Below are 17,750 nucleotides of genomic sequence, written 5' to 3'. Positions count from 1 at the left end.
GCGGGCGCGCAAAAGGTGCGGGCGCGCAAGAGGGCGGGCGCGCAAGAGGGCGGGCGTGCACACGGCGCAACTCGCCGTGCACACGCCCGCCCAGGTCACACGGGGTCAGACTGGATGGATCAGGTCTGTCCCAGCTCCGCGCCACTACTCGCGGAGCTCGGACAGACGGTCATTCACTGGTCGGCGGGGACCAGGTAGATCGCGCCGAGCGGCGGCACTCGCAGGCGCACGGAGTGCTGCCGGCCGCCCCATGGGACCGGCTCCGCGTGCACGAGACCGAGGTTGCCGACACCCGAGCCGCCGTAGATCTCGGCGTCCGTGTTGAGGATCTCCTTCCACGCCCCACCCTGGGGGAGCGCCAGCCGGTACTCCTCGTGCGGGATCCCGGCGAAGTTCACCACAACCGCGACGACGCCGCCGTGGTTGTCCCGACGCAGGTACGAGAGCACGTTGTGGTCCGCGTCGTTGGAGTCGATCCACTCGAAGCCGGCCGGCTCGAAGTCCCGGGCCCACAGGGCCGGCGTCGCCTTGTAGATCTTGTTCAGGTCGATCAGCGCGCGCTGCACCCCGGCGTGGTCGGCGTACTGGAGCTCGTACCAGTCCAGGCCGTGCTCCTCCGCCCACTCGTTCTGGTGCGCGAACTCCTGGCCCATGAAGAGCAGCTGCTTGCCCGGGTGGGACCACTGGTAGGCGAGGAGCGAGCGCACACCGGCGAACTGCTGCCAGCGGTCACCGGGCATCTTCGCGACCAGGGAGCCCTTGCCGTGCACGACCTCGTCGTGGCTGATCGGCAGCACGAAGTTCTCCGAGAACGCGTACACCAGCGAGAACGTCGCCTCGTCGTGGTGGTAGCGACGGTTGATGGGCGACTCCGCCATGTAGCGCAGCGTGTCGTTCATCCAGCCCATGTTCCACTTCAGGCCGAAACCGAGGCCGCCGACGTCGGTGGGCGCGGTCACGCCCTGCCACGCGGTGGACTCCTCGGCGATCATCATGACGCCGGGCGTGCGCCGGTAGGCCGTCGCGTTGGTCTCCTGCAGGAAGGAGATCGCCTCGAGGTTCTCCCGGCCGCCGTGGATGTTCGGGTGCCACTCGCCACCCTCGCGCGAGTAGTCCAGGTACAGCATCGAGGCGACCGCGTCGACGCGGAGCCCGTCGATGTGGAACTCCTCGAGCCAGTACGTCGCGTTGGCCACCAGGAAGTTGCGGACCTCGCGACGTCCGAAGTTGAACGCGTAGGTGCCCCAGTCCGGCTGCTCGCCGCGGGTCGGGTCCGGGTGCTCGTACAGCGCCGTGCCGTCGAACCGCCCGAGCGCCCACTCGTCCTTCGGGAAGTGCGCCGGGACCCAGTCGAGGAGCACCCCGATGCCCGCCTTGTGCAGCGACTCCACGAGGAAGCGGAAGTCGTCGGGGTGGCCGAACCGGGAGGTCGGCGCGAAGTAGGACGTCACCTGGTAGCCCCACGACGGCCCGTACGGGTGCTCGGCGACCGGCATCAGCTCGATGTGCGTGAAGCCCATCGCGACGACGTAGTCGGTGAGCTCGGTGGCGAGCTCCTTGTACCCCAGTCCCGGCTTCCAGGATCCGAGGTGGACCTCGTAGATGCTCATCGGGCCGTTGTGCGGGTCGCGCGAGGCGCGATCGGTCAGCCAGGCGGCGTCGTCCCAGGTGTGGGTGGAGTCGATGACGACCGAGCCGGTGGCCGGGGGCACCTCGGCGCCCTTCGCGACCGGGTCGGCCTTCTGCCGCCAGTAGCCGTCGTGGGCGACGATCTCGAACTTGTACGTCGCCCCGGGCAGGACGTCGGGCACGAAGAGCTCCCAGACCCCGCTCGAACCGAGCACCCGCATCGGGTGGGTGACGCCCTGCCAGTGGTTGAAGTCGCCGACCAGGTGCACCGCGCGGGCGTTGGGGGCCCAGACGGCGAACGCCGTGCCGCGCACCTCGCCCAGCACGCTCGGGTAGCTCTTCACGTTGGCGCCGAGGACCTTCCAGATCTCCTCGTGGCGTCCCTCGCCGATCAGGTGCAGGTCCAGCTCGCCGATGCTCGGCAGGAACCGGTACGGGTCGTCCACGAGGCTCGTGTTGTCCCCGTAGGTCACGCGCAAGCGGTAGTCCGGCACGACCTTGGTCGGCAGGGTCGCGGCCCACACGCCGTCCTGCACGTGCTCGGCCGACCACTCGCCGTCGGGCGTGACCACGACGACGGAGTCTGCCAGCGGGCGAAACGCCCGGACGATGACCGACGCGCCCTCGACGTGCGGCCCGAGGACGGTGTGCGGGTCACCGTGGTTCCCGGCCGCGAGTCGGGACAGCTCGGGAGAGACCAGCGGAACCGGTGCCACCGCAGCCGCCGCCACCGGCTTGGCCGCCTTACGCGTGGCTACCTTGGGCGTCGCCACCTTAGGCGTCGCCACCTTAGGAGTGGACGCTGCCTTGCGCGTGGCTGCCTTAGGCGTCACCGCCACAGGCGTGGCCGCCTCAGCAGTGGCGTCTTCAGGAGCTGTTGCCTTCGGTGGTTTGGCGGGAGTCGTCCGCTTGCGTTGCATGACGCCTACCTTTCCATGCCCGACGCCGTCGTCGGGGCATTGCGGATTATCAGGTTTGTGGCGGACCCAACAGGCGCTCGAGCGCACGGGCCGGGATGTGTGCCCAGTGCGGTCGGTTGCGGGCCTCGTAGACGGCCTCGTAGAGCGCCTTGTCGAGCTCCAGGACGCGCAACAGCTCCGGGTCCGGTACGCCGTCGGACGCGGCGGCATACCCCTCCAGCAGGCCCGCTCGGGCCGCGGTGGCCCACTCGACGGGCGCGCCGCTGACGGCCACCGCGTAGTCGAACGACCGGAGCACGCCCGCGACGTCGCGCAGGGCGAGGTCGGGGCGGGTGCGGTCGTCGACGGAGCTCAGAGGTTCACCCTCGAAGTCCGTGATGAACCACTCCCCGTGCGCGCGCAGCGCCTGGCCCAGGTGCAGGTCGCCATGGACGCGCTGGCGCGGCGGCACCGAGGCGCGGCCGCCGAGGTGCTGCACGTGCTCCTCGACAGCCGCGGACCAGACCGCCAGGCCCGGCACGCTAGCGCACGCCCACCGGAAGCGTCCGGCGAGTGCCGCGGCGAGCTCACCCGCGGCGTCGTCGTCGCCGCGTTCGACCGGCAGTGCCGACACCAGGGCGCGATGCATCCCGGCGATGACGGCGCCGAGGTCGCGGGCGAGGTCGGCGAACGACTCGCCGCGGCCGGCCATCTGGCAGGCGAGCTCGAAACCGTCCGAGGCCTCGGGGATGAACTCGCTCAGCACGGCGAGGTGTCCCATGACCTTGTGCCCGTCCGCGGACCAGTTGCCCTCGAGCCAGCCGAGCGGGCGCGGGACGTGCCACCATCCGTTCGCGGCCAGGCGGCGCGGCACCTCGACGTCGGGGTTCTCGCCCGGGGTCAGCGGCCGGAAGATCTTCAGGATCGCGCCGCCGCCCTCGCCCGGCAGGATCACAGACGTGTTGGACTGCTCGCCGCTGATCACCCGCGGATGGTCCGGGTCGACATCCAGAGCCGGCGCCGCGCCGATTGTGGTGGCCGCACCGAGCCAGGCGCGCAGGAAGGCGGGGTCACCCGCGCCGTCGCGCACCTGGACCCCACCGCTGAGCGTGCCGATCCAGCCGGCCCCCGGCATGCCCGTCTCGCCGGCCCGGTCCCGGTGCAGCGCGAGCGGCACCTGGAGCACCACGTCGACCGTGGCCGACGTCGTGCGCAGCAGCAGGATCCGGATCTCGGCCTCGCCCTTGGGGTCGACCAGGGTGAGCGCACCCGCCGGCGCGATCTCCGCGGCGCTGCCTTTGGCCGGGAACCAGCGCTGGACCGGCAGCCACGCGCGCACGACGTCGAGCAGCTCGGCGTCGCTCACGGGGCGGGGCAGGTTGGGGCTCATCGCGAGATCGTCAGCCAGTAGAACTCACGCGAACCCAGGGTGACCATCACGTGGCCCTCGGCATCGACCGGCGGGAACATCGAGCCGCCGAACACGTCGGTGAGCCTGGCGCCGGCCCAGCTTGGCAGCGAGAGGGTCGCTGCGCGGGCGGTCGAGGCGAGGTTCGCGATGCAGAGCAACGACTCGTCGGGGGTGCTGCGCGTGAAGGCGAGCACCGACTGGTTGTCGCCCTTGACGGCCGTGAAGTCACCCGAGCCGAGCGCGGGGTGCTGGCGACGCACCGAGAGCATGCCGTGCACCCAGTGCAGCAGCGACGCCGGCTGGGCGAGCTGCACCTCGACGTTCGTGCCGGTGTAGTTGTGCACGAGCGACTGGATCACGGGCAGGTAGAGCTTGCCGGAGTCGGCGGTGGAGAACCCCGCGTTGCGGTCCGGCGTCCACTGCATCGGCGTGCGGACCGAGTCGCGGTCGTTCAGCCAGATGTTGTCGCCCATCCCGATCTCGTCGCCGTAGTACAGGCACGGGCTGCCGGGCAGCGAGAGCAGCAACGCGTGTGCGAGCTCGGTCTCCTTGCGCGAGTTGTCCAGCAACGGCGCCAACCGGCGGCGGATCCCGATGTTCGCCCGCATCCGGGGGTCCGGCGCGAACCACCCGTACATCGACGCGCGTTCCTCGGTCGAGACCATCTCGAGGGTCATCTCGTCGTGGTTGCGCAGGAAGGTGCTCCACTGCGCGCCCTTCGGGATGTCCGGGGTGTCGGCGAGGATGTCGGTGATGTGGTTGGCGCGCTGGTCCTTCATCGCGTAGAAGATCCGCGGCATGACCGGGAAGTGGAAGCACATGTGACACTCCGGCTCCTCCTCGGTGCCGAAGTACCCGACCACGTCCTCGGGCCACTGGTTCGCCTCGGCGAGGATGATCCGGCCCGGGAACTCCGTGTCGATGACCTTGCGCAGGTCCCGCAGGAAGGCGTGCGTCTCGGGCAGGTTCTCGCAGTTGGTGCCCTCCGCCTCGAACAGGTAGGGCACGGCGTCGAGCCGGAAGCCGTCGACGCCGAGCCGCAGCCAGAACCGCGCGACGTCGGTCATCGCCTCGACCACGTTCGGGTTCTCGAAGTTCAGGTCGGGCTGGTGGCTGAAGAAGCGATGCCAGAAGTACTGGCGCCGGACCGGGTCGAACGTCCAGTTGGACGTCTCGGTGTCGACGAAGATGATCCGGGCGTCGCCGTAGCGCGTGTTGTCGTCGCTCCACACGAAGAAGTCGCCGTACGGGCCCTCCGGGTCCGAGCGCGAGGCCTGGAACCACGGGTGCACGTCACTGGTGTGGTTCATGACGAGGTCGACGATCAGGCGCATGCCGCGCGCGTGGGCCTCGGTGATGAGCTCGGCGAAGTCGGCCATCGAGCCGTACTGAGCCGCGATCGCGGTGTAGTCGGAGATGTCGTACCCGCCGTCGCGCAGCGGCGACGGGTAGAACGGCGGCAGCCACAGACAGTCGACGCCGAGCCACTGCAGGTAGTCGAGCCGCTGGATGAGCCCGCGCAGGTCCCCGCTGCCGGCCCCCGAGGAGTCCGAGAAAGCTCGGATCATCACCTCGTAGAAGACGGCGGTCTTGTACCAGTCAGGGTCGTCCGAGAGCCCGGTGGGGGCGAGCGAGGGGACCGGTGGCTGCCGGCGAGCGGGGAGTGCGCCGAGGGCGAGCTGCCCGGTCGACGGCGCTCCGCTGGAGCCGGGCAGGGTCACGGGTTCCTCACGTGGATCAGGTGGGCGACCTGCACCTGCGGGTCGAGTCGGACAAAAGCCTCGCTACCCCAAGCGAAGGCAGCCCCCGACAGTTCGTCGTGCGCGGCGAACAGGGTGCCCGCACCGGACGGGTTGAGGCCCAGCGCCTCCAGGTCGAGATGCACGAGGCCCTGGCGCGTGTTCTGCGGATCGAGGTTGACGATCACCAGAACCGTGTCGGCCTGCCCGGTCGGGGAGTGCTCGGCGGCGACGTGCCGCGAGAAGGCCACCAGCGCGTCGTCGGTCGTGGGGTGCACCGTCAGGTCGCGTAGCTGCTGGAGCGCGGGGTGCGCGCGGCGCAGCTCGTTCAGGCGGGTGAGCAGCGTCCGGATCCCGGTGGTGTCCGGGCGGTTCCAGTTGCGCGGTTTGAACTCGTACTTCTCGTTGTCGATCTGTTCCTCGACGCCCGGCCGGGGGACGTCCTCCACGAGCTCGTAGCCCGTGTAGATGCCCCAGGTCGGCGCACCGGTCGCGGCGAGCACGGCGCGGGCCGCGAAGGCCGGCGTCCCGCCGGACGTCAGGTACGGCGGGAGGATGTCGTGCGTCGTCGGCCAGAAGCTCGGGCGCATGAAGGAGCCGGTCTCGCCGGCGACCTCGGAGAAGTACTCGGTGAGCTCCGCCTTCGTGTTCCGCCAGGTGAAGTACGTGTACGACTGGTGGAAGCCGATCTTCCCGAGCGTGAGCATCATCGGCGGGCGGGTGAACGCCTCGGCCAGGAAGATCACGTCGGGGTGGTCCTTGCGGACGTCGGCGAGCAACCACTCCCAGAACTCGAGCGGCTTGGTGTGCGGGTTGTCGACGCGGAACGCGGTCACCCCGTGGTCGATCCACACCTGCACCACCCGGCGCACCTCGGCGTAGATCCCGGCGGGGTCGTTGTCGAAGTTCACCGGGTAGATGTCCTGGTACTTCTTCGGCGGGTTCTCGGCGTAGGCGATCGAGCCGTCCGCGCGGGTCGTGAACCACTCCGGGTGCTCGGCGACCCACGGGTGGTCGGGCGAGCACTGCAGCGCGAGGTCGATCGCGACCTCGAGGCCGTTGGCGCGCGAGGTCGCCACGAAGTCGTCGAAGTCGTCGAACGTGCCCAGCTCGGGGTGGATCGCGTCGTGACCGCCGTCGGCCGAGCCGATCGCGTACGGCGAGCCCGGGTCGTCCGGTGCCGGGGTGAGGGAGTTGTTGCGGCCCTTGCGGAAGGTCGTCCCGATCGGGTGGATCGGGGTCAGATAGACGACGTCGAACCCCATCGCGGCGATCGCGGGCAGGCGCTGCGCCGCGGTCGCCAGGGTGCCCGATCGCCACTTGTACGTGACCGGGTCGAAGGTCGCGCCCTCGGAGCGCGGGAAGATCTCGTACCAGGCGCCGGCCAGCGCGAGCGGCCGGTCGACGATCAGCGGATACGTGCGCGAGGCGGTGACGAACTCGCGCAGCGGGTGCGTGGCGAGGGTGGCTCGGACCTCGTCCGAGAGCCCCGCGGCGAGGCGGGCCTCGGCCGGGCGGGCCGCGTCGCGCAGGGCGCGCACCGCATCGGTGAGGATCCGCTCAGCGGGCACCGGCAGGGCCCGGCCGGCCGTCGCGCGCTCCAGGACGATCGCGCCCTCGGCGAGCATCAGCTCGACGTCGACCCCGGCCGCGACCTTGATCGCGGCGTCGTGGCTCCACGTGCCGTACGGGTCGGACCAGCCCTCGACGCGGAATCCCCACGCACCGGGCGCATCGGGGACGAGCAGAGCCTCGTACCGGTCCAGACCGGGCGAGATGTCCACCATGCGGGCATCGCGGCGGTCGGTGCCGTCCGGGCCGACGAGGACCGCCGTCGCGGCGACCGCGTCGTGGCCTTCGCGGAACACCGTCGCGCGGATCGGCACAGCCTCGCCGACGACTGCTTTCGCAGGCCAGCGCCCTGCTTCGGTCACCGGACCGACGTCGATCACGGGGATGCGGCCGATGCCGTCGGGGCTCACTGGGGGGCGTAAGGGGCTTTCCACGTGTCGAACCTACCTAGCCGCGGGAGTGGATGCAGTCGGGCGTCGTCGCGCGGGTCGCTCACAGGCCCTGCTCGCGCTCGCGAGTGGGTAGTTTCCGGTTCGGTGCGCGAGCCCGCGATTGTGTGTCACACGCGCGCGCCTCGAGTTGTTAAGGTTCGCGACGTGAAAGCAATTCGTCGATTCACCGTTCGCACCTTCTTGCCGGTCGCGCTGCACGACCTGGACGAGCTCGCTCAGAACCTGCGCTGGTCGTGGCATGCGCCCACGCGCGATCTGTTCGAGTCGATCGACCCCGAGCTGTGGCACCGGGTCAAGGGCGACCCGGTCGCGCTGCTCGGCGCGCTGGGCCCGGAGAGCCTCGGGGCGCTCGCGGACGACGACCGCTTCGTCGCGCAGGTCAGCGCCGCGTCCGCCGAGCTGCACCGGTACCTGGTCGACCCGCGCTGGTACCAGGGGATGGCGGCCGACTTCCCGAGCCTGCCGACGGCGATCGCCTACTTCTCGCCCGAGTTCGGGATCACGTCCGTGCTGCCGCAGTACTCCGGCGGCCTCGGCATCCTCGCCGGGGACCACCTCAAGAGCGCGTCCGATCTCGGCGCCCCGATCACCGGCGTCGGCCTGCTGTACGGGGCCGGCTACTTCAAGCAGTCGCTCACGCGCGACGGCTGGCAGGTCGAGACCTACCCGGTGCTCGACCCCGACGGACTGCCGTTGCTGCTGGTCCGCGAGGCGGACGGCACCCCGGCCATCGTGTCGGTCGAGCTGCCGGGTGGGCGCACGCTCAACGCGCGCATCTGGACGGCGTCGGTCGGTCGGGTCCCGCTGCTGCTGCTCGACTCGAACGTGCCCGAGAACGACGACGCGGCCCGCAAGGTGACCGATCGGCTCTACGGCGGGGGCGGCGAGCACCGCCTGCAGCAGGAGCTGCTGCTCGGCGTCGGCGGCGTGCGCGCGCTTCGCCTGTGGTCGCGCCTGACCGGTGCGCCGGAGCCGGAGGTCTACCACACCAACGAGGGCCATGCCGGTTTCCTCGGGGTCGAGCGGATCCGCGAGCTCGTCACGACCGCCGGTCTCACGTTCGACGAGGCGCTCGAGGCTGTCCGCGCCGCGACGGTGTTCACGACGCACACCCCGGTGCCCGCGGGCATCGACCGCTTCGACGCGGAGCTGGTGGGCCGGTACTTCGGCGGCGAGAACGAGACCCCCGGGGTCCCGGTCGGCAAGGTCCTCGCGCTCGGCGCCGAGGACTACGACGGCGGCGACCCGACGCTGTTCAACATGGCGGTCATGGGCCTGCGGTTCGGCGGCCGTGCGAACGGCGTGTCGCTGCTGCACGGCGAGGTCTCGCGCGGCATGTTCAGCGCGCTCTGGCCCGGCTTCGACCGGTCCGAGGTCCCGATCCGCTCGGTGACCAACGGCGTGCACGCACCGACCTGGGTCGACCGTCGGTTCATCGACCTCGCCGCGTCGCGGTTCACGCCCGAGGACGCCGACTCCGGCACCGGCTGGCTGGACAAGAACCTGATCTCCGACGAGGAGCTCTGGGCGATGCGGCGCACGCTGCGTGCACAGCTCGTCACGAACGCGCGGTCGCGGCTGCGGGCGTCCTGGCGCCAGCGTGGCGCGAGCCCGGCGGAGCTCGGCTGGATCGACGACGTGCTCTCGCCCGACGTGCTGACGATCGGCTTCGCGCGTCGCGTGCCGACGTACAAGCGGCTCACGCTCATGCTGCGCGACCCCGACCGGCTGCGCGCCCTGCTGACCGATCCGGACAAGCCGATCCAGCTGATCATCGCCGGGAAGTCCCACCCGGCCGACGAGCAGGGCAAGCGCCTGATCCAGCAGCTCGTCCGCTTCACGGACTCCGCGGACGTCCGCAACCGGATCGTCTTCCTGCCGAACTACGACATCGCGATGGCGCAGTCGCTCTTCCCGGGCTGCGACGTCTGGCTGAACAACCCGCTGCGCCCGCTCGAGGCGTCGGGCACCTCGGGCATGAAGTCGGCGCTCAACGGCGGTCTCAACCTGTCGATCCTCGACGGCTGGTGGGACGAGTGGTTCGACGGCGAGAACGGGTGGGCGATCCCCACCGCCGACGGCGTCCAGGACCCCGACCGCCGCGACGAGCTCGAGGCATCGGCGCTGTACGACCTCATCGAGCACCAGGTCGCAGCCCGTTTCTACGACCGGGACTCGCGCGGGATGCCCGTGACGTGGCTCGGGATGATCCGGCACACGCTGGCGACCCTGGGCCCGAAGGTCCAGGCCACCCGCATGGTCGCCGACTACGTCCAGCGCATGTACGCGCCCGCGGCGGCCGCAGGTCGCCGGCTCGACGAGAAGAAGTTCGAGGGTGCGCGCACGCTGGCCGCCTGGAAGGCCAAGGTCCGTGCCGAGTGGTCGAACGTGCGGGTCGACCACGTCGAGTCCGGCGTCGGCGAGGTGCCGCAGGTCGGCAACGAGCTGCACGTGCGGGCGTACGTCTCGCTCGGCGCGCTGTCGCCGGAGGATGTGGACGTGCAGGTGGTGCACGGGCGCGTCACGGACACCGACGAGCTGGTGACGTTCCACTCGCACGCACTCAAGCACGAGGAGCAGCACGAGGGCGGGCGGCACTCCTTCGGGGGCGACGTGCTGCTCGAGTCGTCCGGCCCGTTCGGCTACACCGTGCGGATCGTGCCCAAGCACGCCGGGCTCGCCTCGGTCGCCGAGCTCGGCCTGGTAGCAAACGCAATCTCGACCTGATCGACCCGCGAGAGCCGTTTCACCCCTAACGTCCGAGCGTTGACGTCCTATAGGACGTTGGCGCTCGGACGTTGGCGGTTTCTCGGACCTTTGCGGGGTTCCAGGAGCTTGCGCTCAGCCCCGCTCAGCCCGCTCAGCCCCGCTCAGCCCCGCTCAGCCCCGCTCAGCTCAGTTCAGTTCAGCGGACGGTGGGCGGGCGGGCCAGGTAGACCCGCAGGGAGAGTGCCTCCAGGAAGGCCCCCTCGCCCGACGACGCGTGCAGCCCGCCACCGATCGCGGCGGCGGCCCGCTCGCCGGGCTCCTCCCACGTGCTGTCCCAGGCGAGCTCCCACACGCATGCTCGCTCGTCGGCGAGCGTGACGTTGACGGGGTCGAGCGCGCCGTTGATGACGACGAGCACCTCCGACAACGGGTCGCCCGGCGAGTCGCCGGGAACGCTGCGCAGCATCTGCAGCGTGCGTACCGCGGGGTCGTGCCACTGGTCGTGCCGCAGCGCCGAGCCGCCCGCGTCGAACCAGGCGAGGTCCGGGCGCCCGCTGTCGGACGGGTGCGCGCCACGGGAGAAGGTGCTCGGGCGCAGGGCGGGGTTCTCGCGGCGCAGCAGCAGGAGGTAGCGCGTCGTGGCGAGCAGGTTGGAGCGCCACTCGGACAGCTTCCAGCCCACCCAGGAGATCTCGTTGTCCTGGCAGTACGCGTTGTTGTTGCCGTGCTGCGTGCGCCCGAGCTCGTCGCCCGCGCAGAGCATGGGCGTCCCGGCCGAGAGCAGGAGCGTTCCCATCAGGTTGCGGATGGACCGCCGGCGCAGCGGCACGATCTCCCAGCCGGGTGAGCCTGCCTCGACCGGACCCTCGATCCCGTGGTTCCAGGACCTGTTGTCGTCGGTCCCGTCGCGGCCGTCCTCGCCGTTCGCCGCGTTGTGCTTGTAGCTGTAGGCGACCAGGTCGGCGAGCGTGAAACCGTCGTGCGCGGTGATGAAGTTCACCGACGCGCCCGGCCCGCGCATGAGCGGCGGGTCGCTGTGGCCGAAGAGGTCGACGGACCCGGCCAGGCGGGTCGCGAGCTCGGCGACGCCGTGGCCCGGCCGGCCGTGCGCGGCCTGCGCCGGGTCGGAGAGCCAGAACGTGCGGACCGCGTTGCGGTAGCGGTCGTTCCACTCGGACATCGGCGCCGGGAACGCTCCCGTGCGCCAGCCGCCGGGGCCGAGGTCCCACGGCTCCGCGATCAGCTTGAGCCCGAGCAGCGCCGGATCGGTCTGCAGCGCCACCAGGAAGGGGTGGTTGGCGTCGAACCCGCCGTCGCCGCGGCCGAGCGTCACGGCCAGGTCGAACCGGAACCCGTCGAGGCCGACCTCCTGCGCCCAGTACCGCAGCGAGTCCAGCGCGAGCTGGATGACCCGCGGGCGGCGGAAGTCGAGGGAGTTCCCGCAGCCCGTGACGTCGGCGAACCGGGCGGGGGACGCGCCGTCGTGCAGGTAGTAGACCGTGTTGTCCAGCCCGCGCCAGGAGACGTGCTGGCCGCCGTCGCCGCCCTCGCAGGTGTGGTTGTAGACGACGTCGAGCACGACCTCGATGCCGGCCTCGTGCAGGAGCTGGACGGCGCCCTTGATCTCGTGCAGCACGGCGCTCGCGCCCTCGGCGCGCGAGGCGGCGGTCGCGTAGGGCGCGTGCGGAGCGAAGAAGCCGAGGGTGTTGTAGCCCCAGTAGTTCGAGATCCCCTTGTCCACGAGGTGCGACTCGGTGGTGAAGGCCTGGATCGGGAGCAGTTCGAGCGTCGTGACACCCAGCGCGAGCAGGTGGGCGACCGTCGCCGGGTGCGCGAGCCCCGCGTACGTGCCGCGCAGCTCCTCGGGGACGCCGGGCAGAGTCTTCGTCAGCCCGCGGACGTGCGCCTCGTAGATGACCGTGTCGCGCCACGGGACCATCGGCCGCACGACCGGACCGCCGTGATAGCGGGTGTCGACCACCACGGAGTGCGGGACGTGGGCGAGCGAGTCGTGCCGGTCGGGGGGACCGTAGATGTCGCCGTCGCCGGTCTTGTCCACGATGTGGCCGTAGGTGTACGGGCCGTAGTCGAGCTCGCCCTCCAGGCCGCGCGCGTACGGGTCGACGAGCAGCTTCGCCGGGTTGTGCCGAAGACCCCGGGCGGGGTCCCAGGCGCCGTGGGTGCGGAACCCGTACGCCTGACCGGCCCGGACGCCGGGCACGTGCGCGTGCCAGACGCCGTACGTCGGTCCGGCCAGGGGCACCCGGCGCTCACGCCAGCCCGACGCGCTGGACGGGTCCCGGTCGAGCAGGCAGAACTCGACCCGCGTCACGTGCGAGGCCACGACCGCAACGTCCACGCCGTCGTCGCTGAGGTGGACTCCGAGCGGAGGGACGGGACGGACCGCAGGGGCCACTGTGGTGCGGTTCACGTCCATATTCTTCACCACGCCCCACGAAACGGTGGTAACAACCCCGGCAAACCACCCATTTGGCCTGGGTGAGATACCTCACTGATCCCGACCCGTGCGGACGGGTAGCCTTCCTGCGGTGCCCGGAACGGGCAACGAACGGGCCTGCCTGCGGCGGGCCGGTCCACAGCAGAAGGGAAACATCGCTTCCGATGAGAATCGTGGTGTGCGTGAAGCACGTGCCGGACATCCAGTCGGAGCGGAGTCTGGGAGCCGACGGCCGCGTCGTGCGCGACGGCGGCGACGGGACCCTCAACGAGCTGGACGAGAACGCCGTCGAGGCGGCGCTGACCCTGCTCGAGGCGAACAGCGGAGCCGGCGGGACCGATGAGGTCGTCGCGCTCACGGTCGGCCCGGACGACGCGGAGGACGCCGTGCGCCGCGCGTTGCAGATGGGCGTCGACACGGCGGTGCACGTGCTCGACGACGACATCGCGGGGTCCGACGTGTTCGGCACCGCCGCGGTGCTCGCCGCGGCGATCCGGCACCTATCCGGCGAGGACCCGTTCGACCTCGTGCTCACCGGCATGGCCGCGATCGACGGGATGACCGCGATGCTGCCCGCGGCGCTCGCGGCCGAGCTCGACCTGCGCCAGCTCACGCTCGCCGCCGAGGTCACCATCTCCGGCGGCGTCGTGCAGATCCGGCGCGAGCTGGACGCCGCGACGGAGGTGCTGAGCGCACCGCTACCCGCCCTGGTGAGCGTCACGGACCAGGCGAACGACCCGCGCTACCCGAACTTCAAGGGCATCATGGCCGCGCGCAAGAAGCCGGTCACGGTGCTCTCGCTCGCGGACCTCGTTGTCGATCCCGCGACGGTCGGCACGGCCGGCGCTCGCACGCAGGTGCTCGAGGCGGCGGCTCGCCCCGAGCGCACCAGCCGCGTGCTCGTGACGGACGACGGGACGGCCGGCGTTCAGCTCGCGGCCTACCTCGTCGAGAACAAGCTCGTCTGATCCCGCTACCTTCCAAGGAGTACCCGATGAGTTCCCCGCTGTCCGGCCCCGCGCTCGTGCTGCTCGACCACCACGAGGCCACGGTTCGCCCGCCGGTCTTCGAGCTGGTCACGGCGGCGCGCGCGCTCGAGGTCCCCGTGCACGGTGTGTGGTTCGGCGACGGCCTCGAGGGGGCGTTGCCCGCGCTCGGGGCGGCCGGCGTCGAATGCGTCTACCGCGTCGGGCTCGGCGACGCCGGGTCGCTAGCGGGCCAGGAACACCTCACGCCGGTCCTCGCCGAGGCGATCACCGCCGTCGCCATCAAGCACCAGGCCGCGCTCGTGCTGGTCAACTCGACGTTCGAGAACAAGGAGATCGCCACCCGAGTCGGGGCGGCGACCCGGTCCGGGGTGGTCGTGGACGCCGGCGGGCTCACCGTCGAGGCGGAGCGGGTCGTCGCAGACAAGACCGTCTTTGCCGGGACGTGGAACACGCGGTGCGCGATCACGACGCCGCTCGCCGTGGTCGCGCTCAAGGCCAACTCGGTGCAGGCGACCGACGCCCCGGTCCCGACGACGCCCGAGGTGCTCGAGGTGGAATTCGCCGCGAGCGAGCTCGCGCGGTCCGTCACGCTCGTGCAGCGGACCGAGCGCCCGACGTCGGGCCGGCCCGACCTCGGCGAGGCGCAGGTCGTGGTGGCGGGTGGTCGCGGCACGAACGGCGACTTCTCCGCCGTCGAGGACCTCGCGGACGCGCTGGGCGCGGCGGTCGGGGCCACTCGCGTGGCCACGGACGAGGGCTGGATCGGGCACGACGCCCAGATCGGGCAGACCGGCGTCACGATCGCGCCGCGCCTGTACATCGGCGCCGGCATCTCCGGGGCGGTGCACCACCGGGGCGGCATGCAGGCGTCGGGCACGATCGTCGCGGTGAACTCCGACCCGGAGTCCCCGATCTTCGAGATCGCCGACTTCGGCGTCGTCGGTGACCTGTTCACGGTCCTGCCCCAGGCCGCGGCCGAGCTCCGCCGCTTGAAGGCGTGAGGCGACCAACTAGCTGAGGCTGCGGATCCAGTCGAGCGCGACGACTGCCTGGGCCTGCTGGAAGCGGCGGAGGTTGGGGATGCCGCGGGGGGCGGGCTGCCGCGAGCCGTGGGCGAAGAATCCCGTCAGCGCGGTGAGCACGGACCGCAGCTCGGCGGGCTCGACCCCGGCCGAGACCGGGTGCGCCCAGAAGATCTCGTCCGCGCTGCCGCCGCCCTGCATCTCGACGCTCGGCAGCATGAACGCAAGGTCGAGCCAGGGCGCGCCGAGCGCCGTGTGCGGCCAGTCGACGAGCCAGGTGTGCTCGCGGTCGAGCAGCACGTTGTCCGCTCGGAGGTCGCCGTGCACGAGCGCCGAGCCGGCCGCGGCCGTCTGCCACTGTGACTCCCACGCCACCAGGTCGTCCAGGTGCGCCAGAACCCACGCACCGTGCGCGCCGAGCCCGGCGGACGTCCGCGACCGCTCGTTGGGCGACGACGCGGCGATCGTGCGCCAGCCCTGGAACGCGGGTGCCCAGGTCGTGGTCACCGGGAGCAGGCCGTGCGGAACTAGGGGCCGGGCGGCCGCGAGGTGGCCGAGGGCGGCCAGCACGCGCTCGAGGTCGGCGGCGAGCCACGGTTGCTCGGGCGAGCGGCCGTGCACGGACTCGAAGATGAGAATGACCCAGGTCCCGTCGTCGTGGGACCAGAGCAGGCGCGGGGCGGGGACCTCGGGCGGCAAGGCGGCGGCGACAATGATCTCGCGCCGGGCCAGCACGGGGGAGTGCGGGTTCTGCTCGGCGGAGACGGCCTTGACGAAGACCTCGTGACCGTCGCCGAGCTCGAGGACGGCCGCGAAGCCCGGGCTGAAGCCGCTCGTCGCGCTCGTCTCGGAGCTCACCTGCGCGCCGGAGAGCTCCGCGATCCGGTCCTTCACGGACCGCGGGAGGTCGCGCCAGGTGAGCCGGGATCCGGAAAAGGCGACGGGAAATGGGGCGACGTCTTCGGGGTCCACGTCCATATCTTGTCAGGCGCGGCTGGGAGCAGGCTGAGGTTCGTAGACTTGGCCACGTGACGGCCTATCTCGACCATGCTGCGACGACCCCGATGCGGGTCGCCGCCATCGAGGCGTTCACCGCCGAGCTCACGCGCACCGGCAACCCGTCCTCGCTGCACGCCGCGGGGCGGGCCGCCCGGCGCACGGTCGAGGAGGCGCGCGAGCAGCTCGCCGGGGCGCTGGGCGCGCGCCCGAGCGAGGTGGTGCTGACCGCCGGCGGTACCGAGGCCGACAATCTGGCCGTCAAGGGGATGTTCTGGGGTCGCCGGGCGCAGGATCCCGCGCGGCTCCGGATCGTCGTGTCGGGCGTCGAGCACCACGCCGTGCTGGACCCGGCCTTCTGGATGGCCGGGCACGCGGGCGCGGAGATCGTGCTGCTGCCCGTCGACGGCGATGGCCGGATCGACCTGGACGCGCTGGCCGCCGAGCTCGAGTCGTCCGGCGACCGGATCGCCCTGGTGTCGGTGATGTGGGCGAACAACGAGGTGGGCACGGTCCAGCCCATCGACGACGTCGTCTCCCTCGCCCGGCGCTACGGGGTGCCGGTGCACGCCGACGCCGTCCAGGCCGTCGGGCAGCTGCCGGTCGATTTCGCCGCGTCGGGCCTGGACGCGATGACGGTGAGCGCGCACAAGCTGGGCGGGCCGGTCGGCGTCGGCGCCCTGCTGGCACGGCGCGAGCTCGCGCTCACGCCCGTGCAGCACGGCGGCGGACAGGAGCGCGGGGTGCGCTCGGGAACCCTGGACACCGCCGGTGCGCGGTCCTTCGCGCTCGCGTTGGACGCCGCGGTCCAGGCCCGGCCCCGCGAGGCTGTGCGCCTCGCGGGCCTGCGGGACGACCTGATCGCGCGGGTGCGGGCCGCCGTCCCGGACGCCGTGCTGCGCGGCCCGGACCCCGGACGCGACCCCGGCCGGCTGCCCGCCAACGCACACTTCACGTTCCCCGGCTGCGAGGGCGACTCGCTGCTGTACCTGCTCGACTCGGCGGGCGTCGCGTGCTCGACCGGTTCGGCGTGCCAGGCGGGCGTGCCGCAGCCCAGCCACGTGCTGCTGGCGATGGGCGTCGACGAGCACACGGCGCGCGGCGCGCTGCGGTTCAGCCTCGGCCACACCTCGACCGCCGCCGACGTCGACGCGCTGCTCGAGGTGCTGCCCGGCGTCGTCGAGCGGGCCCGGTCGGCCGGCCTCGCCTCCGCCGGCCTCGGGTCGGCCCGATCGACCGGGACCGACGGAGGTGCGCGATGAGGGTGCTCGCGGCGCTGTCGGGCGGCGTCGACTCGGCGGTCGCCGCCGCGCGCGCGGTCGCGGCCGGGCACGACGTCGTCGGGGTGCACATGGCGCTGTCCCGCAACCGGGACCAGTTCCGCACCGGCTCGCGCGGGTGCTGCTCGATCGAGGACTCCGGGGACGCGCGCCGCGCGGCGGACGTGCTCGGCATCCCGTTCTACGTCTGGGACCTGTCCGAGCGTTTCCAGGAGACCGTGGTCGCCGACTTCACGGCGGAGTACGCGGCCGGGCGCACGCCCAACCCGTGCGTGCGCTGCAACCAGCACATCAAGTTCGAGGCGCTGCTCGACAAGGGCCTCGCGCTCGGCTTCGACGCCGTCTGCACCGGCCACTACGCGCGGATCGAGGTGCGGGACGACGGTGCGCGTGAGCTGCACCGGGCCGCCGACCTCGCCAAGGACCAGTCGTACGTGCTCGCCGTGATCGGCAGCGACCGGCTCGAGCGCTCGATGTTCCCGCTCGGGGATGCCGCGACCAAGGGGGACGTGCGGGCCGAGGCGGCCGCGCGCGGGCTCGGCGTCTCGGCCAAGCCGGACTCCTACGACATCTGCTTCGTGGCCGACGGCGACA

At 71.7% G+C, this 17,750-nt stretch carries 11 protein-coding genes; 5 read left to right on the top strand and 6 right to left on the bottom strand.

Annotated features, from left to right (window positions below):
* Window positions 1–173: 173 nt before the first annotated feature.
* The 4 genes from glgB to VIM26_RS16820 form a co-directional block, all read right to left on the bottom strand.
* The gene (gene glgB / locus VIM26_RS16835) at window positions 174–2,360 is read right to left on the bottom strand and encodes a 1,4-alpha-glucan branching protein GlgB (RefSeq protein ID WP_331953246.1); all 2,187 of its coding nucleotides are present in this window, start codon (window positions 2,358–2,360) and stop codon (window positions 174–176) included.
* Window positions 2,361–2,598: 238 nt separating this feature from the next.
* Complete coding sequence (locus VIM26_RS16830) at window positions 2,599–3,918, bottom strand: maltokinase N-terminal cap-like domain-containing protein (protein WP_331953244.1); 1,320 nt, start codon at window positions 3,916–3,918, stop codon at window positions 2,599–2,601.
* Window positions 3,915–5,660: a maltose alpha-D-glucosyltransferase gene (treS, locus tag VIM26_RS16825; protein ID WP_331953242.1), complete on the bottom strand. Its 1,746-nt coding sequence runs from the start codon at window positions 5,658–5,660 to the stop codon at window positions 3,915–3,917. Before treS ends, VIM26_RS16830 begins: the two co-directional genes overlap by 4 nt.
* Window positions 5,657–7,684: an alpha-1,4-glucan--maltose-1-phosphate maltosyltransferase gene (locus tag VIM26_RS16820; protein WP_331953241.1), complete on the bottom strand. Its 2,028-nt coding sequence runs from the start codon at window positions 7,682–7,684 to the stop codon at window positions 5,657–5,659. The genes treS and VIM26_RS16820 overlap by 4 nt, the downstream gene beginning before the upstream one ends.
* Before the next feature lie 162 nt (window positions 7,685–7,846).
* Between VIM26_RS16820 and glgP the strand changes: the two genes are divergently transcribed.
* Window positions 7,847–10,429 carry an alpha-glucan family phosphorylase gene (glgP, locus tag VIM26_RS16815; RefSeq protein WP_331953239.1) on the top strand — a complete coding sequence of 861 codons (2,583 nt, stop codon included), beginning with the start codon at window positions 7,847–7,849 and terminating at the stop codon, window positions 10,427–10,429.
* A 178-nt stretch (window positions 10,430–10,607) separates the two neighbouring features.
* On the opposite strand, the gene glgX is transcribed toward glgP, so the two are convergent.
* Entirely contained in the window at window positions 10,608–12,848 is a 2,241-nt protein-coding gene (gene glgX, locus VIM26_RS16810; protein ID WP_414696505.1) for a glycogen debranching protein GlgX, read from the bottom strand.
* Window positions 12,849–13,033: 185 nt separating this feature from the next.
* Between glgX and VIM26_RS16805 the strand changes: the two genes are divergently transcribed.
* Entirely contained in the window at window positions 13,034–13,837 is an 804-nt protein-coding gene (locus tag VIM26_RS16805) for an electron transfer flavoprotein subunit beta/FixA family protein (protein ID WP_331953235.1), read from the top strand.
* 26 nt (window positions 13,838–13,863) lie between these two features.
* Complete coding sequence (locus VIM26_RS16800; RefSeq protein WP_331953233.1) at window positions 13,864–14,859, top strand: electron transfer flavoprotein subunit alpha/FixB family protein; 996 nt, start codon at window positions 13,864–13,866, stop codon at window positions 14,857–14,859.
* A 9-nt stretch (window positions 14,860–14,868) separates the two neighbouring features.
* On the opposite strand, the gene VIM26_RS16795 is transcribed toward VIM26_RS16800, so the two are convergent.
* Entirely contained in the window at window positions 14,869–15,858 is a 990-nt protein-coding gene (locus VIM26_RS16795; RefSeq protein WP_331953231.1) for an aminoglycoside phosphotransferase family protein, read from the bottom strand.
* A 50-nt stretch (window positions 15,859–15,908) separates the two neighbouring features.
* Here VIM26_RS16795 and VIM26_RS16790 point away from each other — a divergent pair, with 50 nt between their 5' ends.
* Entirely contained in the window at window positions 15,909–17,138 is a 1,230-nt protein-coding gene (locus tag VIM26_RS16790; RefSeq protein WP_331953229.1) for a cysteine desulfurase family protein, read from the top strand.
* Window positions 17,135–17,750 (top strand): MnmA/TRMU family protein (locus VIM26_RS16785; RefSeq protein WP_414696504.1); only part of this gene is annotated, 616 nt, incomplete at its 3' end. The genes VIM26_RS16790 and VIM26_RS16785, both read left to right, overlap by 4 nt.

Origin of the sequence: Pengzhenrongella sp. (assembly GCF_036565025.1) — a bacterium.
Classification (GTDB): Bacteria; Actinomycetota; Actinomycetes; order Actinomycetales; family Cellulomonadaceae; genus Pengzhenrongella.
This window is presented reverse-complemented; position numbering and strand designations above follow the sequence as displayed.